The organism is Streptomyces sp. NPDC013457, from assembly GCF_043089925.1.
Classification (GTDB): Bacteria; Actinomycetota; Actinomycetes; order Streptomycetales; family Streptomycetaceae; genus Streptomyces.
In genome coordinates this window covers 257,605-280,190 of the sequence record NZ_JBICBL010000004.1, presented here as the reverse complement: position 1 = coordinate 280,190, position 22,586 = coordinate 257,605, and the positions used below count along the sequence as shown (strand labels likewise).

At 71.0% G+C, this 22,586-nt stretch carries 23 protein-coding genes and 1 riboswitch; of the genes, 16 read left to right on the top strand and 7 right to left on the bottom strand.

The window, feature by feature from the left end:
• The first annotated feature begins 17 nt into the window (after positions 1–17).
• Positions 18–233, top strand: a complete 216-nt coding sequence (locus ACF1G2_RS13115; RefSeq protein ID WP_352189563.1) for an EF-hand domain-containing protein — start codon at positions 18–20, stop codon at positions 231–233.
• A 60-nt stretch (positions 234–293) separates the two neighbouring features.
• On the opposite strand, the gene ACF1G2_RS13110 is transcribed toward ACF1G2_RS13115, so the two are convergent.
• From ACF1G2_RS13110 to gcvT, 5 genes are all read right to left on the bottom strand, one after another.
• On the bottom strand, positions 294–449 hold the full coding sequence (locus ACF1G2_RS13110; RefSeq protein WP_383172807.1) for a hydrophobic protein: 156 nt from the start codon (positions 447–449) through the stop codon (positions 294–296).
• Positions 450–582: 133 nt separating this feature from the next.
• Complete coding sequence (locus ACF1G2_RS13105; RefSeq protein ID WP_391798334.1) at positions 583–1,953, bottom strand: L-serine ammonia-lyase; 1,371 nt, start codon at positions 1,951–1,953, stop codon at positions 583–585.
• A 152-nt stretch (positions 1,954–2,105) separates the two neighbouring features.
• Positions 2,106–3,365 carry a serine hydroxymethyltransferase gene (glyA, locus tag ACF1G2_RS13100; protein WP_391798333.1) on the bottom strand — a complete coding sequence of 420 codons (1,260 nt, stop codon included), beginning with the start codon at positions 3,363–3,365 and terminating at the stop codon, positions 2,106–2,108.
• Positions 3,366–3,385: 20 nt separating this feature from the next.
• The gene (gene gcvH / locus ACF1G2_RS13095; RefSeq protein WP_260227860.1) at positions 3,386–3,766 is read right to left on the bottom strand and encodes a glycine cleavage system protein GcvH; all 381 of its coding nucleotides are present in this window, start codon (positions 3,764–3,766) and stop codon (positions 3,386–3,388) included.
• Between the two features lie 77 nt (positions 3,767–3,843).
• The gene (gene gcvT, locus ACF1G2_RS13090) at positions 3,844–4,971 is read right to left on the bottom strand and encodes a glycine cleavage system aminomethyltransferase GcvT (RefSeq protein WP_385853296.1); all 1,128 of its coding nucleotides are present in this window, start codon (positions 4,969–4,971) and stop codon (positions 3,844–3,846) included.
• Positions 4,972–5,130: 159 nt separating this feature from the next.
• Positions 5,131–5,233, bottom strand: a riboswitch (glycine riboswitch).
• A gap of 139 nt (positions 5,234–5,372) precedes the next feature.
• Here gcvT and ACF1G2_RS13085 point away from each other — a divergent pair.
• From ACF1G2_RS13085 to ACF1G2_RS13035, 11 genes are all read left to right on the top strand, one after another.
• Positions 5,373–6,044: an AAA family ATPase gene (locus ACF1G2_RS13085; protein ID WP_391798332.1), complete on the top strand. Its 672-nt coding sequence runs from the start codon at positions 5,373–5,375 to the stop codon at positions 6,042–6,044.
• Positions 6,045–6,135: 91 nt separating this feature from the next.
• Entirely contained in the window at positions 6,136–6,876 is a 741-nt protein-coding gene (locus ACF1G2_RS13080) for an enhanced serine sensitivity protein SseB (RefSeq protein ID WP_391798331.1), read from the top strand.
• A gap of 40 nt (positions 6,877–6,916) precedes the next feature.
• On the top strand, positions 6,917–7,705 hold the full coding sequence (locus tag ACF1G2_RS13075; RefSeq protein ID WP_391798330.1) for an enhanced serine sensitivity protein SseB C-terminal domain-containing protein: 789 nt from the start codon (positions 6,917–6,919) through the stop codon (positions 7,703–7,705).
• 310 nt (positions 7,706–8,015) lie between these two features.
• Positions 8,016–9,020 carry an ABC transporter permease gene (locus ACF1G2_RS13070; protein WP_391798329.1) on the top strand — a complete coding sequence of 335 codons (1,005 nt, stop codon included), beginning with the start codon at positions 8,016–8,018 and terminating at the stop codon, positions 9,018–9,020.
• Positions 9,021–9,148: 128 nt separating this feature from the next.
• Positions 9,149–10,915: an ABC transporter substrate-binding protein gene (locus ACF1G2_RS13065; protein WP_391798328.1), complete on the top strand. Its 1,767-nt coding sequence runs from the start codon at positions 9,149–9,151 to the stop codon at positions 10,913–10,915.
• A gap of 125 nt (positions 10,916–11,040) precedes the next feature.
• Complete coding sequence (locus tag ACF1G2_RS13060; protein ID WP_383222133.1) at positions 11,041–12,039, top strand: ABC transporter permease; 999 nt, start codon at positions 11,041–11,043, stop codon at positions 12,037–12,039.
• Entirely contained in the window at positions 12,036–13,157 is a 1,122-nt protein-coding gene (locus ACF1G2_RS13055) for an ABC transporter ATP-binding protein (RefSeq protein ID WP_383222135.1), read from the top strand. The genes ACF1G2_RS13060 and ACF1G2_RS13055 overlap by 4 nt, the downstream gene beginning before the upstream one ends.
• The gene (locus ACF1G2_RS13050; RefSeq protein ID WP_391798327.1) at positions 13,154–14,377 is read left to right on the top strand and encodes an ABC transporter ATP-binding protein; all 1,224 of its coding nucleotides are present in this window, start codon (positions 13,154–13,156) and stop codon (positions 14,375–14,377) included. Before ACF1G2_RS13055 ends, ACF1G2_RS13050 begins: the two co-directional genes overlap by 4 nt.
• Before the next feature lie 256 nt (positions 14,378–14,633).
• Positions 14,634–15,311, top strand: a complete 678-nt coding sequence (locus ACF1G2_RS13045; protein ID WP_391798326.1) for a trimeric intracellular cation channel family protein — start codon at positions 14,634–14,636, stop codon at positions 15,309–15,311.
• 22 nt (positions 15,312–15,333) lie between these two features.
• On the top strand, positions 15,334–16,188 hold the full coding sequence (locus tag ACF1G2_RS13040) for a thioesterase family protein (RefSeq protein ID WP_391798325.1): 855 nt from the start codon (positions 15,334–15,336) through the stop codon (positions 16,186–16,188).
• A 143-nt stretch (positions 16,189–16,331) separates the two neighbouring features.
• On the top strand, positions 16,332–17,495 hold the full coding sequence (locus ACF1G2_RS13035) for a cysteine desulfurase family protein (RefSeq protein ID WP_391798324.1): 1,164 nt from the start codon (positions 16,332–16,334) through the stop codon (positions 17,493–17,495).
• Here ACF1G2_RS13035 and ACF1G2_RS13030 read toward each other — a convergent pair.
• The gene (locus ACF1G2_RS13030) at positions 17,488–18,138 is read right to left on the bottom strand and encodes an N-acetylmuramoyl-L-alanine amidase (protein WP_391798323.1); all 651 of its coding nucleotides are present in this window, start codon (positions 18,136–18,138) and stop codon (positions 17,488–17,490) included. The two genes, ACF1G2_RS13035 and ACF1G2_RS13030, sit on opposite strands and share 8 nt — an antisense overlap.
• Before the next feature lie 61 nt (positions 18,139–18,199).
• Between ACF1G2_RS13030 and mnmA the strand changes: the two genes are divergently transcribed.
• Complete coding sequence (gene mnmA, locus ACF1G2_RS13025) at positions 18,200–19,336, top strand: tRNA 2-thiouridine(34) synthase MnmA (protein WP_391798322.1); 1,137 nt, start codon at positions 18,200–18,202, stop codon at positions 19,334–19,336.
• Positions 19,337–19,377: 41 nt separating this feature from the next.
• Here mnmA and ACF1G2_RS13020 read toward each other — a convergent pair whose 3' ends face one another.
• Complete coding sequence (locus ACF1G2_RS13020; protein ID WP_391798321.1) at positions 19,378–20,163, bottom strand: alpha/beta fold hydrolase; 786 nt, start codon at positions 20,161–20,163, stop codon at positions 19,378–19,380.
• Positions 20,164–20,260: 97 nt separating this feature from the next.
• On the opposite strand from ACF1G2_RS13020, the gene ACF1G2_RS13015 reads away from it, so the two are divergent.
• The 3 genes from ACF1G2_RS13015 to ACF1G2_RS13005 are packed head-to-tail and all read left to right on the top strand — an operon-like array spanning position 20,261 to position 22,553.
• Entirely contained in the window at positions 20,261–20,800 is a 540-nt protein-coding gene (locus ACF1G2_RS13015) for a TIGR00730 family Rossman fold protein (RefSeq protein ID WP_391798320.1), read from the top strand.
• Between the two features lie 7 nt (positions 20,801–20,807).
• Positions 20,808–21,506 (top strand): SDR family oxidoreductase, encoded by a 699-nt coding sequence (locus tag ACF1G2_RS13010; protein WP_391798319.1) that lies wholly within the window; start codon positions 20,808–20,810, stop codon positions 21,504–21,506.
• A 33-nt stretch (positions 21,507–21,539) separates the two neighbouring features.
• The gene (locus ACF1G2_RS13005) at positions 21,540–22,553 is read left to right on the top strand and encodes a methionine synthase (protein WP_391798318.1); all 1,014 of its coding nucleotides are present in this window, start codon (positions 21,540–21,542) and stop codon (positions 22,551–22,553) included.
• Positions 22,554–22,586: the final 33 nt, after the last annotated feature.

Genomic DNA, 22,586 nt, shown 5'->3' with positions numbered 1-22,586 from the left:
GAGAAGGGGCGGAATCAGTGGCGGACATCGAGTCGGCACGCACGGCGTTCGAGCGGTTCGACGTGGACGGGGACGGTCTCATCACGGCCGCCGAGTACAAGAGCGTCATGGCTCAGCTGGGTGACTTCAACGTCACCGAGACGGTCGCCGAGGCGCTCATCAAGCAGCGCGACGACAACGGCGACGGCAAGCTGTCCTGGGACGAGTTCTGGGCGCACCTCAACAAGGCCTGACCCACCGGAAGCGGGACGGGCGGCGAACGACTCGCCGCCCGTCCGGTCTGCCGGTGAGCCTCACCAGCGATACCAACGCGCCCCGCCGCTGCGCATGAAGAACCCGAGCACCCACAGCACCAGCACGGCGATGGCGATGAACCAGAGCACGTCGGCCGCGAACCCCGCTCCGAAGAGAATCAGGATCAGGGCCAACACGATGAGCAGCGGGACCATGGCGACACCTCCGTGGTAGTGAGTCCCCACGCGAGTGCCCACGATCCCCCGACCCATGCCTGCCGCGACCGCCGGGCCCGGGCCGACGCCGCAGCCGGCTCGGCGACTCCGATCACGCCGACGGCCCACAGCCTCAGCACTCGATGATGTTCACCGCCAGGCCGCCCCGCGCGGTCTCCTTGTACTTGACCGACATGTCCGCGCCGGTCTCCTTCATCGTCTTGATGACCTTGTCGAGCGAGACCATGTGGCTGCCGTCGCCCCGCAGGGCCATCTTCGCCGCCGTGACCGCCTTCACCGCCGCCATGCCGTTGCGCTCGATGCACGGGATCTGGACCAGACCGCCGACCGGGTCGCAGGTGAGGCCGAGGTTGTGCTCCATGCCGATCTCGGCCGCGTTCTCGACCTGCTCCGGGCTGCCGCCCATGACCTCGGCGAGCGCGCCCGCCGCCATCGAGCAGGCCGAGCCGACCTCGCCCTGGCAGCCGACCTCGGCGCCGGAGATCGAGGCGTTCTCCTTGAAGAGCATGCCGACCGCGCCGGCCGCGAGGAGGAAGCGGACCACGCCGTCCTCGTCCGCTCCGGGCACGAAGTTCATGTAGTAGTGCAGGACCGCCGGGATGATGCCCGCCGCGCCGTTCGTCGGGGCGGTGACCACGCGGCCGCCCGCCGCGTTCTCCTCGTTCACGGCCATCGCGTAGAGCGTGATCCACTCCATCGCCAGCGACGCCGGGTCGCCCTCGGAGCGCAGCTTGCGGGCCGTGTTCGCGGCGCGGCGGCGGACCTTCAGGCCGCCGGGCAGGATGCCCTCGCGGGACATGCCGCGCGAGACACAGGCCTGCATGACCCGCCAGATCTCCAGCAGACCCGCCCGGATCTCGTCCTCGGTGCGCCAGGCCTTCTCGTTCTCCAGCATCAGCGCGGAGATCGACAGGCCGGTCTCCTTCGCCAGGCGCAGCAGCTCGTCACCCGTACGGAAGGGGTACTTCAGGACCGTGTCGTCCGGGACGATCGGGCTCTCGCCCTCGACCGCGTCCTCGTCCACGACGAAGCCGCCGCCGACCGAGTAGTACGTCTTCTCCAGGACGAGCGCGCCCTCCGCGTCGTACGCGAAGATCGTCATGCCGTTGGCGTGGTACGGCAGCGCCTTGCGGCGGTGCAGGATCAGGTCCTCGTCGAAGTCGAAGGGGATCTTGTGCGCCCCGAGCAGGTTGATCCGGCCGCTCGACTTGATCCGCTCGACCTCGTCGTCCGCCGACTCGACGTCGACCGTGCGCGGAGAGTTGCCCTCCAGGCCCAGCAGGACCGCCTTCGGCGTGCCGTGGCCGTGGCCGGTCGCGCCCAGCGAGCCGTACAGCTCGGCCCGTATCGACGCGGTGTGGGCGAGGAGCCCCTCGTTCTTCAGCCGGCGGGCGAACATCCGGGCCGCCCGCATCGGACCCACCGTGTGGGAGCTGGACGGGCCGATGCCGATCGAGAACAGGTCGAAGACCGAGATGGCCACGGGGAACTCCTTGTGGGGGGCTAGACGCCGTTGTCTGCCGGGGTGGTGCAGAACAGCAGGAAAAAGGGGGTGGGGCACCGCGCTCACTGTCCAGTGTGCGCGGTGCCCCGGAAGTTTCGTACGGACGAGCTCTGGAACTAAAGCGTACGAAATTACTTCAGGCCGGGGTACAGCGGGTGCTTCTCCGCGAGTGCGGTCACCCGCGCCTTCAGCGCGTCGGCGTCGAAGCCGGGCTTCAGGGCCTCCGCGATGATGTCGGCCACCTCACGGAAGTCCTCGGCGTCGAAGCCGCGGGTCGCGAGCGCCGGCGTACCGATCCGCAGACCCGAGGTCACCATCGGCGGACGCGGGTCGTTCGGGATCGCGTTCCGGTTGACGGTGATGCCGAGCTCGTGCAGCCGGTCCTCGGCCGCCTGGCCGTCCAGCTCGGAGTTGCGCAGGTCCACCAGGACCAGGTGCACGTCCGTACCGCCGGACAGGACCGAGACGCCGTGCGCGGTGACGTCGTCCTGGACCAGGCGCTCGGCGAGGATCCGGGCGCCGTCCAGCGTGCGCTGCTGACGCTCCTTGAACTCCTCCGAGGCCGCGATCTTGAAGGAGACGGCCTTGGCCGCGATCACGTGCTCCAGCGGGCCGCCCTGGAAGCCGGGGAAGACCGAGGAGTTCATCTTCTTGGCGAACGCCTGCTTCGCCAGGATGACACCGCCGCGCGGGCCGCCGAGGGTCTTGTGCGTGGTGGAGGTCACCACGTCCGCGTACTCGACCGGGTTCGGGTGCAGACCGGCCGCGACCAGACCCGCGAAGTGGGCCATGTCGACCCAGAGGAAGGCCTCGACCTCGTCGGCGATCCGGCGGAACTCGGCGAAGTCCAGCTGACGCGGGTAGGCGGACCAGCCCGCGATGATCACCTTGGGACGGTGCTCCTTGGCCAGCCGCTCGACCTCGGCCATGTCGACCAGGCCGGCGTCGTCCACGTGGTACGCGACCACGTTGAACTGCTTGCCGGAGAAGTTCAGGCGCATGCCGTGGGTCAGGTGACCGCCGTGGGCCAGGTCCAGACCGAGGATCGTGTCGCCGGGCTGGGCCATCGCGAAGAGCGCGGCCTGGTTCGCGGACGCGCCGGAGTGCGGCTGGACGTTCGCGTACTCGGCGCCGAACAGGTCCTTGATCCGGTCGATGGCGATCTGCTCGGCCACGTCGACGTGCTCACAGCCGCCGTAGTAGCGGCGGCCCGGGTAGCCCTCGGCGTACTTGTTGGTGAGGACCGAGCCCTGGGCCTCCATGACCGACAGCGGAGCGAAGTTCTCCGAGGCGATCATCTCGAGGGTGGACTGCTGGCGGTGGAGCTCGGCGTCGACCGTGGCGGCGACTTCCGGGTCCAGCTCGTGGAGAGGGGTGTTCAGCACAGACATGAATCGATCCCTAAGGGGTCTCAGTTCCCGGCGGAGAACTCGGCGTACGCGTCGGCGGTCAGCAGGTCGTCCGGCTCTCCGGTGACACGCACCTTGAACAGCCAGCCACCCTCGAACGGAGCGGTGTTCACCAGCGACGGGTCGTCCACCACGTCCTGGTTGGCCGCCACGACCTCACCGGTGACCGGGGAGTACAGGTCGCTGACGGACTTGGTCGACTCCAGCTCGCCGCAGGTCTCGCCCGCGGTCACCGTGTCACCGACCTCCGGGAGCTGGGCGTAGACGACGTCACCGAGCGCGTTGGCCGCGAACTCCGTGATGCCGACCGTCGCGACGCCGTCCTCGGCGGCCGACAGCCACTCGTGCTCCTTGGTGTAGCGCAGCTGCTGGGGGTTGCTCATGACCTGATTCTCCTGGATCGGACGAGTGCTGATGAACGTGGGTCTTGCGGGGTGAGACGCCGGGCGAGACGGATGCGTCACTTCTGGCGCTTGTAGAAGGGCAGCGCCACGACCTCGTACGGCTCGTGGGTGCCGCGGATGTCCACACCTACACCCTGCGTGCCGGGCTCGGCGTGCGCCGCGTCCACGTACGCCATGGCGATCGGCTTACCGAGGGTGGGCGACGGGGCACCGGAGGTGACCTCGCCCACGACCTGGCCGTCCGCGACGACGGAGAAGCCGGCCCGCGGGACGCGGCGGCCCTCGGCGATCAGGCCGACCAGCTTGCGCGGCGGCGCGGTCTCGGCGCGCTCGGCGGCCTTCTCCAGCGCCTCGCGGCCGACGAAACGGCCCTCGTTGGTCGTCTTCTCGAACTTCACGACCCGCCCGAGGCCCGCGTCGAACGGGGTGAGCGAGGTCGTCAGCTCGTGCCCGTACAGCGGCATGCCCGCCTCCAGGCGGAGCGTGTCACGGCAGGACAGGCCGCACGGGATCAGGCCGACCGGGGCTCCGGCCTCGGTCAGGGCCTTCCAGACGCCCTCGGCGTGCTCCGGCTTCAGGAACAGCTCGAAGCCGTCCTCGCCGGTGTAGCCGGTACGGGCGATCAGCGCGGGGACCCCGGCGACCGTGCCCGGGAGGCCGGCGTAGTACTTCAGACCGTCCAGGTCGGCGTCGGTGAGCGACTTCAGGATGCCGGGGGACTCCGGGCCCTGGACGGCGAGCAGGGCGTACGCGTCCCGGTCGTCGCGCACCTCGGCGTCGAAGCCGGCCGCACGCCCCGTCAGCGCGTCGAGGACGATCTGCGCGTTGGACGCGTTGGCGACGACCATGTACTCCGTCTCGCCGAGGCGGTACACGATCAGGTCGTCGAGGATGCCGCCGTCCTCCTGGCAGATCATCGTGTAGCGGGCGCGGCCCACGCCGACGGTGGAGATGTTGCCGACGAGGGCGAAGTCGAGGAGCTCGACGGCCTGCGGGCCGGTGACCGTGATCTCGCCCATGTGGGAGAGGTCGAAGAGGCCCGCCTTGGTGCGGACGGCGTTGTGCTCGTCACGCTCGCTGCCGTAGCGCAGCGGCATGTCCCAGCCGGCGAAGTCGGTCATGGTCGCGCCCAGGGAGCGATGCAGGGCATCGAGGGCGGTCAGACGGGGGGCAGACGTGCTCATGGGTGGCTCCCGGGTCCCAAGGGCGGAAAACATGACGGGCGAGGACGTCCTCCCCATCTGTCATGGAACCTGAGAGGTTCACCGAGGGCATCTCGTCTCCGAGAGTTCGGCTTGCACCTTGGGTGGGAACGCCGGGGGCGTCCCGCTTTTCAGATCTGCCTCATCCACGCGGTACGGGGCCTGAGAGATTCAAGGGAGGGTCTTGCTCCTTCGGCGCCCGGGGCCCACCGTGGTGGTTCCGGGACTCTCCCGCGCGGATTCGAGCGGCCGGTATGCGGTTGTGTGCGCTTGGCGCGCACATCATTGCATGCGGTGTCCGATCGGCAAATCGCTTGTGCCTCATTACCCCTTCTTTACACTTTGTGGGCAGGGGTCTCCGGGACCCGACAGGGGGAGAAAAGATGACGTTCCAGCACAGCGGCGCATACGCGACGGGCACGGGCATACCGGCTCAGCGCGCCCGCGCCAGGACGCGAAGGCGCCGCTTCGCCGCGCCCCTGCTGCGGGACCTGCGCGAGCGCGGCGGCCGGGGCCCCCGGACGCTCGCCTTCGCCGCGGGGGACCTCGTGGTCGTCTCCGGGCTGCCCGGAAGCGGCAAGTCGACCCTGATGCGGCGCGCGGCCCAGGGCCTGGGCATCGACTCCCAGGACGCCCGGGAGCGCTGGGAGGCCCGGCTGCCCGGCTTCCTGCCGTACGCGGTGTACCGCCCCCTGGCCCGGATCGCCCACTACGCCGGGCTGTGGCGGGCGCTGCGCTCCGGACGGAGCCTCGTCGTCCACGACTGCGGCACCCAGTCCTGGGTGCGGAACTGGCTGGCCCGCGAGGCCCGCCGCCGCGGCCGCGCCCTGCACCTGATCCTGCTCGACGTCACCCCCGGCACCGCCCGCCAGGGACAGCGCGAGCGCGGCCGCGGCGTCTCCGGGTACGCCTTCGCCCGCCACCGCCGGGCCGTCGGCCGGATGATCGGCTCCGTCGAGTCGGGCCGCCTGCCCCGTGGCTGCGCCTCGGCGACCCTGCTCGACCGGGACGCCGCGGGCGCTCTGCGCACGATCGCCTTCCGCGCCGCCCACTGAGTACTTTTGGCCACGACGACATCAGGGCGGCGTTAGGGTTCTGCCCCGAGGGCGTCGTGACCAGGGCGCGCGAGAAGGGGAAACGGGAACCGTGGACGTTACGTGGCCGGGCAACGAGCTCGAAGAGGTCCTCGCGGCCTCGCTCGGCAACGCCTCCGCCGGAGGCCGGCTCGTGGAGGTGCTCGGCCGGAGCCCCGTCTGGGTGCCGCTGCCCAACGGCGGCAGCCCCGAGAGCCGGGACCTCGACCTGCCCACACTGGAGATCGACGGACTCCCGTACGTCCCCGTCTTCAGCTCCGAGCAGCAGTTCCTCGCCTGCGTCGGCAGCCACATGTCCTTCACCGTCGCGCCCGCCCGTGAATTCGCCCGCGGTCTGCCGCCGCAGCTCGGCATCGCCGTGAACCCCGGAGGCACGGTCGGCGCCCCGCTGCCGCCGCCCGCGGTCGCCGAGCTCTGCCGTGTCGGACGCACCCCCCTGGACGGCCCCGCGAGCGGTGGCCGGGTCCGGCTGTTCGAGCCCGACTGGCAGGACGACCCCGTCGACTTCCTCTCCGCCGCGGCCGCCGAGTTCGAGGCCACCGGTGTCGTCGTCTCCGCCCGCCGCGCCCTGGCCAGCGTGGAGGGCACCGAGCCGGCCCTCTTCGTCGGCGTCGAGCTCGTCGCATGGGACGGCGTCGACCGGAACGCCCCGCTCGACGCCCTCGGCCGCGCGCTCGGCCGGGTCGAGGTCGCCTGGCCCGTCAACCTCATCCTGCTCGACGTCGCGCAGGACCCGGTGGGCGACTGGATGCTGGAGCGGGTGCGCCCCTTCTATCAGCGGGCCTCCCTGTAATTAAGCTGGTGCGGTGGACGGAAGAGGGGCGGGAACCAGGGTGAGCGCGTCAGGCACCGCTGCGGCCGGACAGGTCGAGCACATGCTGCGCCAGGTGGCACCCGGACGCTACGACGCGTACGAGCAGCTGCTGCACGCCCTCGCCGACGGCAGCGTCTGGATGCTGCTGTGGCAGGGCACCCCCGGCGCGCCCGAGGCCCAGTACGGGAACATGGAGGTCGACGGCTTCGGGTACGCCCCGTGCGTCACCTCCGCCCAGGAGCTCGCCGCCTCCGGCTGGAACCGCGCGCACGAGGTCGTCACCGGCCGGGAGATCGCCCGCGCTCTCTACCCCGACCGCTGGGGGATCTGGCTCAATCCGCACGACACGGGCGGCGGCGTCGGCATCCCCTGGACCGACCTCCGCCGGATCGCCACCGGTCTCGACCGGATGCCCGCCGGACCGCTGCGGCTCTCGGAACCCGCGCTGGAAATTCCCCAGTTCTATGCCCTTCTGACCCAGAACGCCCATCGCACCCCTGCGGTCAGGGCGCTGCGCCGTGCCTGGGTGCAGCCCGCGGTGGGATCTCCGTACCTCGCCATCGGTCTCGACCTGTACGACACCTCCGCCGCCTCCGTCGAGTCGGTACGGGCGATGATGCGCCAGTCGATCTCCGGCGTACCCGACGGGCTGCCCGTCTCGACGGTCGCGATGTCCGATGCGTACGACCCCGTCGCGATGTGGCTGCGCGCCAACGCGCGGCCGTTCTACGACCGCGACGCGCACGCAGCCCCCGCGCCGCACACGCCCGGCTACGGCTACCCTCCGGCCGCACCCCGGACGTACTGATACGCCCCTTCCGTCACCCCAATTAGCTCCTGCATCCCAGGGGTTGGGGTACATGTCCGTTCTGACCGAATAGCGGGCGAGATGGTCCGCTGACGTGATCTCAGCGTCCGGATAACGGAAGGCAACGAACCGCATCACGGTTGAGCAAACATTCACCGTGAGGTCTGGCGGGTGATCGCGAACCCATTGAAGACTCCCCGGAACACCGGGCGTTCGGCCTCCTGGCCGCTGTCCCGCAGTTGTTCCACCAAGCCGCTACCCGCGGCGGGCAAGGGCCGGCTACCGGCGGCCGAGAGGGGTCCTGACCACGATGACGGCACCACTGCACGAGACGAACGTGGTCGACGCGACCACCGCCGTCGACGCCGTGCCCGACGCGCCGCCGGGCAAGACGATCGAGGGACGTTCTCCCTGGCAGATCGCCTGGATGCGGCTGAAGCGGGACAAAATCGCCCTCGCCGGCGGCGCGATCGTGCTGTTCCTGATCCTGGTCGCCGTCTGCGCACCGCTCATCGTGGGTCTGCTCGGCCACCCGCCGGACGAGTTCCACGAGGACCAGATCGACCCGCTCTTCGGCACCCCGATCGGCTCCTACGGCGGCATCACCTCCGACTTCCTGCTCGGAGTCGAGCCCGTCAACGGCCGTGACGTCTTCAGCCGCATCGTCTACGGCGCCCGCATCTCCCTGCTCGTCGCCTTCCTCGCGGCGGTCTTCGCCGTCGTCCTCGGCACGATCCTCGGCATCGTCGCGGGCTACTTCGGCGGCTGGGTCGACGCGGCGCTCAGCCGTGTCATGGACGTCATGCTCGCCTTCCCCCAACTGCTCTTCACCATCGCCCTGGTCTCCGTGCTCCCCAACGAGCTGTTCGGGATCGAGGGTTCGGGCGTGCGCATCGGCGCCCTGGTGGTCGTGATCGGCTTCTTCGGCTGGCCGTACGTCGGCCGGATCGTCCGCGGCCAGACCCTCTCGCTGCGTGAGCGCGAGTACGTGGAGGCCGCCCGCAGCCTGGGCGCCGGCCGGCTCTACATCCTGCGCCGGGAGCTGCTGCCCAACCTGATCGCCCCGATCACGGTCTACGCGACCCTCATGATCCCCACCAACATCCTCACCGAGGCCGCGCTCAGCTTCCTCGGCGCGGGAGTGAAGCCTCCCACCGCTTCCTGGGGGCAGATGCTGTCGAAGGCCGTCAACACCTATGAGGCGGATCCGCTGTTCATGGTGTTCCCCGGCCTCGCGATCTTCATCACCGTTCTGGCGTTCAACCTCTTCGGCGACGGCGTGCGTGACGCGCTCGACCCGAAGGGGGCCCGCTGAGCACCCGCTCGGCACCCACCCGACCGCCCGCACGCCCGTACGACCCCGCCCCTGCCGCTGGTGACAGGAGGCAGTCAAGACCGGCGGACCGCTTCGACGGCCGCCACTATTCCGGAGGTTGCGAGACCATGACTCTGAACAGCTCTTCGCGGCGCAGAATCGCCGCCGGTGCGCTGCTCGCCGCGGCCACGATGGTCGTCACCACCGCCTGTGGCGGCGGCAGCGGCGACGGCGACAAGGGCAAGGCCGGCGCGGCCGGCTTCAACGCCGCCGTGAACAAGGTCGCCAACGCCTCCGACAAGAAGGGCGGCGAGCTGAAGTTCATCGGCTCGCAGGAGGCCGACTCGTGGGACCCGCAGCGCGGCTACTACGGCTTCGTGTGGGACTTCGCGCGCTACTACACGCGCCAGCTGGTCACCTTCAAGGCCGAGCCGGGCGCCGCCTCCACCGAGCTGGTCCCCGACCTCGCCACCGACGCCGGCAAGGTCTCGCCCGACGGCCTCACCTACACCTTCACGCTGAAGGACGGGGTGACCTGGGAGGACGGCAAGCCGATCACCTCCAAGGACATCAAGTACGGCATCGAGCGCATCTGGGCCCAGGACGTCATCTCCGGCGGTCCGATCTACCTCCAGCAGGTCCTCGACCCCAAGGGCGAGTACAAGGGTCCCTACAAGGACACCTCTGCGGACAAGCTCGGCCTGAAGGCGATCGAGACGCCGGACGACAAGACCATCGTCTTCAAGCTGCCGGTCGCCAACGGTGACTTCCTGCAGATGCTGGCCATGCCCGCCGCCTCCCCGGTCCGCCAGGACAAGGACACCAAGGCCAAGTACGGCCTGAAGCCCTTCTCCTCCGGCCCGTACAAGTGGCAGGAGTACACCCCCAACAAGTCGATGCTGCTCGTCCGCAACGACAAGTGGGACGCCAAGACGGACACCGTCCGCAAGGCCCTGCCGGACAAGATCAGCGTCACGTTCACCACGAACGCCGACGACATGGACAACCGTCTCATCGAGGGCGAGTACGACCTCGACCTCAACGCCACCGGCGTCGGCGCGGCGGCCCGTGCCAAGGTGCTCCAGCAGCACAAGGAGAACGCGGACAACCCGCAGACCGGCTTCATCCGCTACGCGGTCTTCCCGCAGACGGTCATCGACAACGTCGAGTGCCGCAAGGCGATCATCTACGCGGCCGACTCCAAGTCCCTCCAGACCGCCCGTGGCGGCCCGCAGGCCGGTGGCGACATCGCCGCCAACATGCTGCCGCCGGCGATCAAGGGTGCCGACCCGAAGGCCGACCCGTACGGCAAGCTGGCCGGCAAGGCGGACGTCGCGAAGGCCAAGGAGGCGCTGCAGAAGTGCGGTAAGCCGAACGGCTTCAAGACCACCATCGCGGTCCGCAACAACAAGCCGATCGAGATCGCCACCGCCGAGTCCCTCCAGCAGTCGCTGAAGGCCGTCGGCATCGACGCCCAGATCGACCAGTTCGACGGCGCCCAGACCTCCGGCATCATCGGTTCGCCGAAGGTGGTCAAGGAGAAGGGCTACGGCATCATCATCATGGGCTGGGGCGCCGACTTCCCGTCGGGCCAGGGCTTCCTGCAGCCGCTGGTCGACGGCCGCTTCATCCTGCAGAGCGGTAACAACAACTTCTCGGAGCTGAACGACCCGGCCGTCAACGGCCTGTTCGACCAGGCGCTGAAGGAGACCGACCCGGCCAAGGCCGGCGAGCTCTACAAGCAGATCAACACCAAGGTCTCCGAGGCCGCGGTCTACCTGCCCTTCACGCACGAGAAGAACATCATCTGGCGCTCCTCGCGACTGACCAACGTCTACACGGCCGACGCCTACAACGGCCGCTACGACTACGCGTCGCTCGGCGTCATGAAGTAAGTCCAGAGTCAATCCACCCGCTCCAACGGCGCACCACCCGCCGCTAGGTCCGAAGGGCAGGTGATGGCCGCTCGCGGTGGCCGGGGATCCCGACCGGGATCCCCGGCCACCGGACGGCCGACCGCATGCTTGCATATCTCGTTCGACGGCTCTTCGCCGTCGCAGTGATGCTGATGGTCGTCACCCTGGTGACGCTCAGCATCTTCTTCCTCATCCCCAAGCTGACCGGCAGCGACCCTGCCGCGATGTTCGTCGGCAAGCAGGCGGATCCGGCTTCCATCGAGGGCGTCCGCCAGAAGCTGGGCCTGGACGAGCCGATCCTGGTGCAGTTCTGGCACTTCGTCTCCGGAATCTTCGTCGGCCGGGACTACACCGGCGGCGGCGACACCATCCACTGCGCGGCGCCCTGCTTCGGCTACTCGTTCCGTACGGAACAGGACGTCTGGACCCTGCTCGTCGACCGGATCCCGGTCACGATCTCCATGGTCATCGGCGCGGCCCTGCTGTGGCTCGTCATGGGCGTGGCCACCGGCGTGCTCTCCGCGCTCAAGCGCGGCACGGCCGTCGACCGCGCGGCCATGATCACCGCCCTGGCCGGTGTCTCGCTCCCGATCTACTTCACCGCCATGCTGGTGATGTTCCTCTTCCGCACCCAGCTGGGCTGGCTGGACGCGAAGTACGTGCCGATCAGCGAGTCCTTCGGCAGCTGGTTCGGCGGCCTGCTGCTGCCGTGGATCACGCTCGCCTTCCTGTACGCGGCGATGTACGCGCGGCTCACCCGCGCCACCATGCTGGAGGTCCTCGGCGAGGACTACATCCGTACGGCACGGGCCAAGGGTCTCCAGGAGCGGGTCGTGCTCGGCAAGCACGCCATGCGCTCCACGATGACCCCCATCCTGACCATCTTCGGCATGGACCTCGGCGCCCTCATGGGCGGCGCCGTCCTGACCGAGACCGCGTTCAACCTGCCGGGCCTCGGAAACGCGGCCTTCAAGGCGGTCAGCGACCGCGACCTGCCGCTGATCCTGGCGGTCACGCTCATCACCGCGGCCGCCGTCGTCATCGCCAACCTCGTGGTGGACCTTCTGTACGCGGTGATCGACCCCCGAGTGAGGCTCGCATGACGGACAAGCTGACCAAGACCGGCGCGGCCCTGGGAGAACCGGTCGCGTCCGGGAACGCCCCGTCCGACGCCTTCCTCGACGTCCGCGACCTGAAGATCCACTTCCCGACCGACGACGGCCTGGTCAAGTCCGTCGACGGGCTCTCCTTCCAGCTGGAGAAGGGCAAGACCCTCGGCATCGTGGGCGAGTCCGGCTCCGGCAAGTCGGTGACCTCGCTCGGCATCATGGGGCTGCACACCGTCGGCCAGTACGGCCGTCAGAAGGCGCGGATCTCCGGCGAGATCTGGCTCAACGGCCGGGAGCTGCTCTCGGCCGACCCGGAGGACGTGCGCCGGCTGCGCGGCCGCGACATGGCGATGATCTTCCAGGACCCGCTCTCCGCGATGCACCCGTACTACACGGTCGGCGCGCAGATCGTGGAGGCGTACCGGGTCCACCACCCGGTCGACAAGAAGACCGCCAAGAAGCGGGCCGTCGAACTGCTCGACCGGGTCGGCATCCCCGAGCCGGCCAAGCGCTTCTCGAACTACCCGCACGAGTTCTCCGGCGGTATGCGCCAGCGCGCGATGATCGCGATGGCGCTGGTCAACAACCCCGAACTGCTCATCGCGGACGAGCCGACCACCGCGCTCGACGTGACGGTCCAGGCGCAGATCCTCGACCTGATCCGGGACCTGCAGAAGGAGTTCGGCTCCGCGGTCGTCATCATCACGCACGACCTGGGCGTCGTCGCCGAGGTCGCCGACGACATCCTGGTGATGTACGGCGGCCGGTGCGTGGAGCGCGGGCCGGCCGAGGCGGTCTTCTACGAGCCGCAGCACCCCTACACCTGGGGCCTGCTCGGCTCGATGCCGCGGATCGACCGCGACCAGACCGAGCGGCTCATCCCGGTGAAGGGCAACCCGCCCAGCCTGATCAACGTGCCCAGCGGCTGTGCCTTCAACCCGCGATGCCCGTACGCGGATGTGCCCAAGGGCGGCATCACGCGCACCGAGCGCCCCGAGCTGCGGCTCGCGCCGACGGGCGGCGAGCACGCCGACCGTCACTACTCCGCCTGCCACATGTCGACGGAGGAGCGGACCCGGATCTGGACCGAAGAGATTGCGCCGAAGCTGTGAGCGACAACAAGAGCACTGAGCCCCTGCTCAAGGTCAACGGCCTGGTGAAGCACTTCCCGATCAAGAAGGGGCTGCTGCAGCGCCAGGTCGGGGCGGTCAAGGCGGTCGACGGCATCGACTTCGAGGTGTACCCGGGGGAGACCCTCGGCGTCGTCGGCGAGTCGGGCTGCGGCAAGTCGACGATGGGCCGGCTGATCACACGGCTGCTCGAACCGACGGGCGGCACGGTCGAGTTCGAGGGCGTGGACGTCTCGCACCTCGGTGTGGCCAAGATGCGTCCGCTGCGCCGTGACATCCAGATGATCTTCCAGGACCCGTACGGCTCGCTGAACCCCCGGCACACGGTCGGCACGATCGTCTCGGCGCCGTTCAAGCTCCAGGGCGTGGAGCCCGAGGGCGGGGTCAAGAAGGAGGTCCAGCGCCTCCTCGGCCTGGTCGGCCTGAACCCGGAGCACTACAACCGCTACCCGCACGAGTTCTCGGGCGGCCAGCGCCAGCGCATCGGCATCGCGCGGGCGCTCGCCCTGAAGCCGAGGCTGGTCGTGGCGGACGAGCCGGTGTCGGCGCTCGACGTCTCGATCCAGGCGCAGGTGGTGAACCTCCTGGACGACCTCCAGGACGAGCTGGGCCTGACGTACGTGATCATCGCCCACGACCTGTCGGTGATCCGGCACGTCTCGGACCGGATCGCGGTCATGTACCTCGGCAAGATCGTGGAGCTCGCGGACCGCAAGTCCCTCTACGAGTCGCCGATGCACCCGTACACGCGCGCGCTGATGTCGGCGGTCCCGATCCCGGACCCCCGCCGCAAGGGCGCGAAGAGCGAGCGCATCCTGCTGAAGGGCGACGTCCCGTCCCCGATCGCCCCGCCGCCGGGCTGCCGTTTCCACACGCGCTGCTGGAAGGCGACGGAGGTCTGCCGGACGGTGGAGCCCCCGCTCATCGAACTCCGTCCGGGCCAGCGGGTCGCGTGCCACCACCCGGAGAACGCGGAGGGCGTGACGGTGCCGTCGGCGCGGGAGTCGGTGGAGGTGTCGATCACGAAGCCGACGGCCACGGAGGCGCCCGCGGAGGCGGCCACCCCGGCCGAGGCCGTCGCCGTGTCCGAGGCGGACGCTCCGGCACAGGACGACGCTCCGGCCCAGGACGACGCTCCGTCGAAGGCGGACGCGCCGTCCGAGGGTGACGCGCCGTCCGAGGGCGGTACGGCCAAGGAGTAACGCGGCGCTCAGTCCGAGGGTGAGGACCCGAAGGCGTAGCTACGCGGCGCGGCCCCCGCTGCCACACGGCAGCGGGGGCCGCGCGCATGCCCGGCGGGCCTGCGGCGCGGGTGGCGCGAAGCTGCCGCCCCACGGGGGTTCGGGGGCGGAGCCCCCGGGCCCGTCAGGGTTTCGGTGAGGGGTGGGGCGGGGGGAAACCTCCCGTCCCCGCCCGCGCCCGCCGACGCCACCCGTCCCACCCGTCACAATGGGCGCCGTGTTCCACGATCTGTTCAGTCCCTCCGTACAACATGCCCTCGACCTGATCGGCATCTTCGTCTTCGCCATCTCCGGCGCCCTGCTGGCCGTCCGGAAGAACTTCGACGTCTTCGGCATCGCCGTCCTCGCCGAGGTCACCGCCCTCGGCGGCGGGCTCCTGCGCGACCTGATCATCGGCGCCGTGCCCCCGGCCGCCTTCACCGACCTCGGCTACTTCCTGATGCCGCTCGTCGCCACGGCGTTCGTCTTCTTCCTGCACCCCGAGGTGGAACGCACCCAGACCGCCGTCAACGTCTTCGACGCCGCCGGGCTCGGGCTCTTCGCCGTCACCGGCACCATCAAGGCGTACGAGTACGGTCTCGGCCTGACCTCCTCCGCGGTCCTCGGTCTCGCGACCGCCGTCGGCGGCGGTGTCCTGCGCGACGTGCTCGCCAACGAGATCCCCTCCCTGCTCCGCTGGGACCGCGACCTCTACGCCGTGCCCGCGATCGTCGGCGCCACGACGGTCGTCCTCTGCATCCGGTTCGACGTGCTCAACGCGTTCACGAGCGGCGCCGCCGTCCTCCTGGCCTTCGCGCTGCGCCTGCTCGCCATGCGCTACCACTGGCGCGCGCCCCGCGCGTGGAACCGCCGTTCCTCCGCCCGCGAGGAACCCGAAAAAGCTACCGCTCAGTAGCATCGTGTTGTACCGTCGGGACATGAGCACGAGCATCGAGACGACGACGAGCGAAGCGGTCAGCGAGTTCGACCGCGACACCACCGTCACCCTCCGCGCCCCCGGTGTCTACGACGCCGACCTCTCCGCAGGCTGGACGATCATCAACGCCGTCAACGGCGGCTACCTCCTCGCCCTGCTCGGCCGGGCCCTCGGCGACCACCTGCCGCACCCGGACCCGTTCACGATCTCGGCGCACTACCTCACGCCGTCCGTGCCCGGCCCCGCCGTGATCCGCACGGAGACCGTCCGCACCGGCCGTACGCTCTCCACCGGCCAGGCGTCCCTCTTCCAGTACGCCGAGGACGGCACCGAGGTCGAGCGCATCCGCGTCCTCGCCTCGTACGGCGATCTCGACGCGCTCAGCGACGACGTCCGCACCTCCGCCACGCCCCCGGCCGTCGCCCCCCTCGACCAGTGCTTCGGCCCCTCCGACGGCCCCCGGCCGCCGATCCCCGGCTCCAGCGCCATCACCGACCGCCTCGACCTCAAGCTCGACCCGGCCACCGTCGGCTGGGCGATCGGCGCGCCGTCGGGGAAGGGCGAGATGCGCGGCTGGTTCGCGCTCGCCGACGGCCGTGAGCCCGACGCGCTCTCCCTGCTCCTCACCGTCGACGCGCTGCCGCCGACCTCCTTCGAGCTCGGCCTCAAGGGGTGGACCCCGACCGTCGAGCTCACCACGCACGTACGCTGCCGCCCGGCCCCCGGACCGCTGCGGGTCTCCATCACCACGCGGAACCTCGCCGGCGGCTTCCTTGAGGAGGACGCGGAGGTCTGGGACAGCGCGGACCGGCTCGTCGCCCAGTCCCGCCAGCTGGCCCGCGCGCCGCGCGACTGAGTCTCAGGGTTTCTCGGCGTCAGGGTTCGGGGTAAGCGGGGCCGGTGCGGCGCCGTCGCCCAGGGGGCCGGCCCGGCGGGCACCGCAGGAGCCGCGGGGGCGTGGCCGAGCGCGGGACACCGCACTCGTAGAATCGAGGCACCATGGCTTACCTCGACCACGCCGCGACCACGCCCATGCTCCCCGAGGCGATCGAGGCGATGAACGCCCAGCTCGCCGTCACGGGCAACGCATCCTCCCTGCACGCGGCCGGGCGGCGCGCCCGGCGGGTCGTCGAGGAGGCGCGCGAGACCCTCGCCGCCGCCCTGGGCGCGCGGCCCAGCGAGGTCGTCTTCACCTCCGGCGGCACCGAGGCCGACAACCTCGCCGTCAAGGGCCTGTACTGGTCCCGCCGCGACGCCGACCCCGCCCGCACCCGCGTCCTCGCCAGCCCCGTCGAGCACCACGCCGTGCTCGACGCCGTGGACTGGCTCGCCACGCACGAGGGCGCCACCGTCGAGTACCTGCCCGTCGACCGGTACGGCCGCGTGCACCCCGACACCCTGCGCGAGGCCATCGCCCGCGAGCCCGAGACCGTCGCGCTCGCCACCGTCATGTGGGCGAACAACGAGATCGGCACCGTCATGCCGGTACGCGAACTCGCCGACGTCGCAAGCGAGTTCGACGTCCCGCTGCACGCCGACGCCGTCCAGGCCTTCGGCCAGCTCCCGGTCGACTTCGGCGCATCCGGCCTCGCCGCCCTGACCGTCTCCGGCCACAAGATCGGCGGCCCCTACGGCATCGGCGCGCTGCTCCTCGGCCGCGAGTACAGCCCCGTGCCCGTCCTCCACGGCGGCGGCCAGGAGCGCCATGTCCGCTCCGGCACCCTGGACGCGCCCGCCATCGCCGCCTTCGCCGTCGCCGGGCGGCTCGCCGCCGAGCGGCGCGAGGAGTTCGCCCGCGAGATCGGCGCCCTGCGCGACGACCTCGTCGCGGCCGTCCTCGCCGCCGTCCCCGACGCGATCCTCGGCGGCGACCCGGTCGACCGGCTCCCCGCCAACGCCCACTTCACCTTCCCCGGCTGCGAGGGCGACTCCCTCCTCCTGCTCCTCGACGCCCAGGGCATCGAGTGCTCCACCGGCTCCGCCTGCACCGCCGGCGTCGCCCAGCCGAGCCACGTCCTGCTCGCCACCGGCACCGACCCGGACCTCGCCCGCGGCACCCTGCGCTTCACCCTCGGCCACACCTCCACGAAGGAGGACGTCGCGGCGGTCGCCGCCGCCATCGGCCCCGCCGTCGAGCGCGCCCGCACCGCCGGTCTCACGTGACCCTCTTCGAAGCCTCCCGTACGAGCTTCATGTAGCGGTCCCAGTCCCAGTGCGGCCCGGGGTCCGTGTGGTCGGTCCCGGGCACCTCGACGTGCCCGATGACGTGCTCCCGGTCCACGGGTATGCCGTACCGGGCGCAGATCCCCGCCGTCAGCCGCGCCGAGGACGCGTACATCGCCGCCGTGAAGTCCTGCGGACGGTCCACGAACCCCTCGTGCTCGATCCCGACGCTCCGCTCGTTCATGTCCCGGTTCCCCGCGTGGAACGCCACGTCGAGCTCACGGATCATCTGCGCCACGTGCCCGTCCTTGCGGACCACGTAATGCGTGGCGGCACCGTGCCCCGGGTTCCTGAAGACCTTCAGGGCACTCGCGTAGCTGCCCTGGACGACATGGATCACCACGCGGTCGATCGTGTAGTCGGCCGGGCGGTCCGCCCGCCGCCAGTTCGCCCGGGACGCCGCCGACCAGTCCGCGCCCTTGTGGTCGAGCTCACCCTCCACCCGGTCCTTCTCCGTCCCCGGCAGCCGCCACCACGCGCGCGCCAGCTCGTCGCGGGCCAGCGCCGCCGTACCGAGGACGGCCGCGCCGCCGCCGAGCAGGACGGCCCGCCGTCCCACCCCCCGCTTCTTCTCGCTCCCCATGTGCAGGACAACGCTTACTCACGCGACCGCGGTTCCCGGCGCCCCGTACCCTGGTAGGGCTATGACTCAGACTCCGCCGCAGCGCCCCCTCCGTGTCCTCGCCGCCATGTCCGGCGGCGTGGACTCCGCCGTCGCCGCCGCCCGCGCCGCCGAAGCCGGGCACGACGTCACCGGCGTCCACCTGGCGCTCTCCGCGAACCCGCAGTCCTTCCGTACCGGTGCGCGCGGCTGCTGCACCATCGAGGACTCCCGCGACGCCCGCCGGGCGGCCGACGTCATCGGCATCCCCTTCTACGTCTGGGACCTCGCCGAGCGCTTCCGCGAGGACGTCGTCGACGACTTCGTCGCGGAGTACGAGGCGGGTCGCACCCCCAACCCCTGCCTGCGCTGCAACGAGAAGATCAAGTTCGCGGCGCTGCTCGACAAGGCGCTCGCCCTCGGCTTCGACGCGGTCTGCACCGGTCACTACGCCACGGTCGTGCTCAACGAGGACGGCTCGCGCGAGCTGCACCGCGCCTCCGACACGGCCAAGGACCAGTCGTACGTCCTCGGAGTCCTGGACGAGAAGCAGCTCGCCCACGCGATGTTCCCGCTGGGCGACACCCTCACCACCAAGGACGAGATCCGGGCGGAGGCGGAGCGCCGTGGGCTCGCGGTGGCGAAGAAGCCCGACAGCCACGACATCTGCTTCATCGCCGACGGCGACACCCAGGGCTTCCTGGCCTCCCGGCTCGGCCGGGCGGAGGGCGACATCGTCGACGAGTCGGGGGAGAAGGTGGGCACCCACGAGGGTGCGTACGGCTTCACCATCGGCCAGCGCAAGGGCCTGCGGATCGGGCACCCGGCGCCGGACGGCAAGCCGCGCTACGTCCTGGACATCTCGCCCGTGAACAACACGGTCACGGTGGGTCCCGTCGAGGCGCTCGACGTCACGGGCCTCACGGCGATCAAGCCCCGCTGGTGCGGCACGGCTCCGGAGGGCTCCGGCCGCTACACCGCACAGCTGCGCGCCCACGGCGGCGAGACGGCGGTGACGGCGGCGCTGGTGGACGGCGGGCTGACGGTCACCTTCGACGAGCCGGTCCGCGGCGTGGCCCCCGGCCAGGCGATCGTGCTGTACGACGACACACGCGTGGTGGGCTCGGCGACGATCGCGACGACGGTACGGCGCGGGGCCACGGCGACGGCGACGGTCTGAGGCATACGCGCCCCCGTCACCCGAGGCGTGGGCGCCCCCGGTCACTCCTCCTCGAAGAAGTCCTCGAGGACCGGCGCGAGGACGTGCGGTGCCACCTGGTGCGTCTGGCCCGTCAGGGTGCGGTGGCGGCCCCGGGGGAGGGCCCTCGCGACCGCCAGGGCCGCGCGACGCGTCCGGGCCGGGCTCGAACCGCCGTCGACGACCAGCGCGCGCGTGTGGACCCGCCCCAGCCGCGCCGCCGGCACCGTCCCGTCGCCCAGTACCTCATGGTCGTACGCCAGGGTGTGGGCGACGGCCTCCAGCCGCGGCCCGTCCTGCACCGGCACCGCCTCGTCCCTCAGGAACATCTCGACGGCGGCGCCGTGCTGCCCGCGGTCGAGCAGCCCGGCCAGCCGGCGCCGCCGCCACGCGAAGGCGTCACCGGCACCGGCCTCCGTCGAGAACGGCGGCTCGTAGACCGACAGCCGCCCGATCGGCACCCCGCCGCCCGCCGCCGCGAGGGCCAGCGCCCCGCCCGTCGAGACGCCGTGCACGAACGCCCGGCCGCCCACCGCGTCGATCAGCGCGGCCAGGTCGTCGATCTCCCGCCGCACCCCGTACGGACCGGTGTCACCACTCCGGCCGCGCCCCCGCCGGTCGTACGTCACGACCGAGTAGTGCGGCGCCAGCAGATCGGCCAGCGGCTGTTCCGTCCCGGCCGTCGACAGTGCCCCGCCCACGAGGATCACCGGAGCCCCCTCCCCGCGCCGCTCGTACGCGATCCGCGTCCCGTCCGCGGACCTGACCCGCCCCCGGAACCTGTGCAGAGTCCCGCTCATCTCGTCCATGGCAGTGCTGACCGGACGGGGGTGCGGAACTCATCGGCGCGGGACGGAAATTCCCCGAAGAATCTTGAAAGCCGAGGTCAGGAATACGGTGGGGGCCATGAACATCTGCGTCTTCCTCTCGGCCGCCGAGCTCGACGAGCGCTACACCGCCCCCGCCCGCGACTTCGCCGAACGGCTCGGCAAGGCGGGCCACACCCTGGTGTGGGGCGGCTCCGACGTCGGCCTGATGAAGGTCGTCGCGGACGGGGTGGAGGGGGCGGGCGGCCGGCTCGTCGGCGTCTCGGTCGACTTCCTCGCCGCCAAGGCCCGGCCCGGCGCCGACCAGATGATCGTGGCCAAGGACCTCGCCGAGCGGAAGGCACTGCTCCTGGCCAAGTCCGACGCGATCGTGGTCATGGTGGGCGGCACCGGCACCCTCGACGAGGCCACCGAGGTCCTGGAGCTGAGGAAGCACGGCCAGCACACCAAGCCGGTGGTCCTGCTGAACACCGCCGGCTTCTACGACGGCCTGAAGGTGCAGTTCCGGCGCATGGAGGACGAGGGCTTCCTGCCGCTGCCCCTCGCCGACCTGGTGTTCTTCGCAGAGGACGGCGCATCCGCTCTCGCCTACCTGGAGGCGTCGATCGCCGCACGGTGATGGGACCATGGTCCCCATGGCTACTCATGTGATCACCGGGGCAGGTTCCGGCATCGGCGCGGCGGTCGCGCGCCGGCTCCACGCGCGCGGCGACGAACTCGTCCTCCACGCGCGCGACGCCGGCCGGGCCAAGGAGCTCGCGGCCGAGTTCCCCGGCGCCAGGACGCTCGTCGGGGATCTCGCCGACCCCGACCGGCTCTCCTGGGCCTTCTCGCACCAGAGCCTGCCCGAGCGGGTCGACACGCTCCTCCACATCGCGGGCGTGGTCGACCTCGGCCCGGTGGGCGACCTCACCCCCAAGACCTGGCGCCACCAGCTCAACGTCAACCTCGTCGCCCCCGCCGAGCTGACCCGGCACTTCCTGCCCCAGCTCCGCGTCTCCCAGGGCCACGTGGTCTTCGTCAACTCCGGTGCCGGGCTCAGCGCCCACGCCGACTGGAGCGCCTACGCGGCCTCCAAGCACGGCCTGAAGGCGCTCGCCGACTCGCTCCGCCACGAGGAGCACGGCAACGGGGTACGGGTCACCTCCGTCTACCCGGGCCGCACCGCCAGCCCCATGCAGGCGAAGGTGCACGCCCAGGAGGGCAAGGAGTACGACCCCTCGAAGTGGATCGACCCCGAGTCGGTCGCGACCACGATCCTCACGGCCGTCGACCTGCCGCGCGACGCGGAGATCAACGAGCTGACGGTCCGTCCGGGACGGTAGGAACCAGGAACAGTGAGCGAGACGCCAGGAACAGTGAGCGAGACGAGCGAGCAGCAAGAGTTCCCCTGGGGGCCCGCCACCGGTGTCGGCTCCGTGCCCGGCGGTGACGCCCGCGAGGCCGCCAGGACCGTCACCGGTTCCTTCGAGGACTTCCCCTTCCTCGCCGAACTGCCCGCGCGCGGCCCCGGCGCCGACATGATCGGGCGGACCATCGGTCTGCTCGTCGAGATGTACGCGCATGTGGAGCCGAGCGGCTGGCGGGTCAGCGACCGGCCGGGCCGCGACACCCGGCGGGCACGCTCCTGGCTGGGGGAGGACCTGGACGCCCTGGAGGAGTTCACCCAGGGGTACGAGGGCCCGCTCAAGGTCCAGGCCGTGGGCCCCTGGACGCTGGCCGCGGCGCTCGAACTGCGCGGCGGCGAGGCCGCCCTCGGCGACCCGGGCGCCTGCCGGGACCTCACGGGCTCCCTCGCCGAGGGCCTGCGCGCCCACCTCGCCGAGCTCCGCAAGCGGATCCCCGGCGCCCGGCTCGTCGTCCAGCTCGACGAGCCCTCCCTCACGGCCGTCCTGCGCGGCCATGTCCGTACCGCCAGCGGCTACCGCACGTACCGCGCCGTCGACCGGCAGGTCGTCGAGAGCGCCCTGCGCGACGTGGTGGCGGTCCACGACGGTCCGGTCGTCGTCCACTCCTGCGCCCCCGAGGTGCCGTTCGGGCTGCTGCGGCGGGCCGGTGTCGCCGGGGTCTCGTTCGACTTCGGTCTCCTCACCGAACGTGACGAGGAGCCGATCGGCGAAGCCGTCGAGGCCGGTACCAAGCTCTTCGTGGGCGTGGTGCCGTCCACCGACACGGCATTGTCCGACCCGGGCGGTAGCGTCATGGGTGTCAGGACGCTGTGGCGCAGGCTGGGGCTGAATCCGGGGACTCTCGCCGAGTCCGTGGTGGTCACCCCGACGTGCGGTCTCGCGGGTGCTTCGCCCGCGTACGCCCGCGCGGCGCTCGCCCACTGCGTCCGGGCGGCGAGATCGCTCGCGGACAACCCTGAGTGACTTCGGTCAGAGGCAAACGGGAGGACGAGTAAC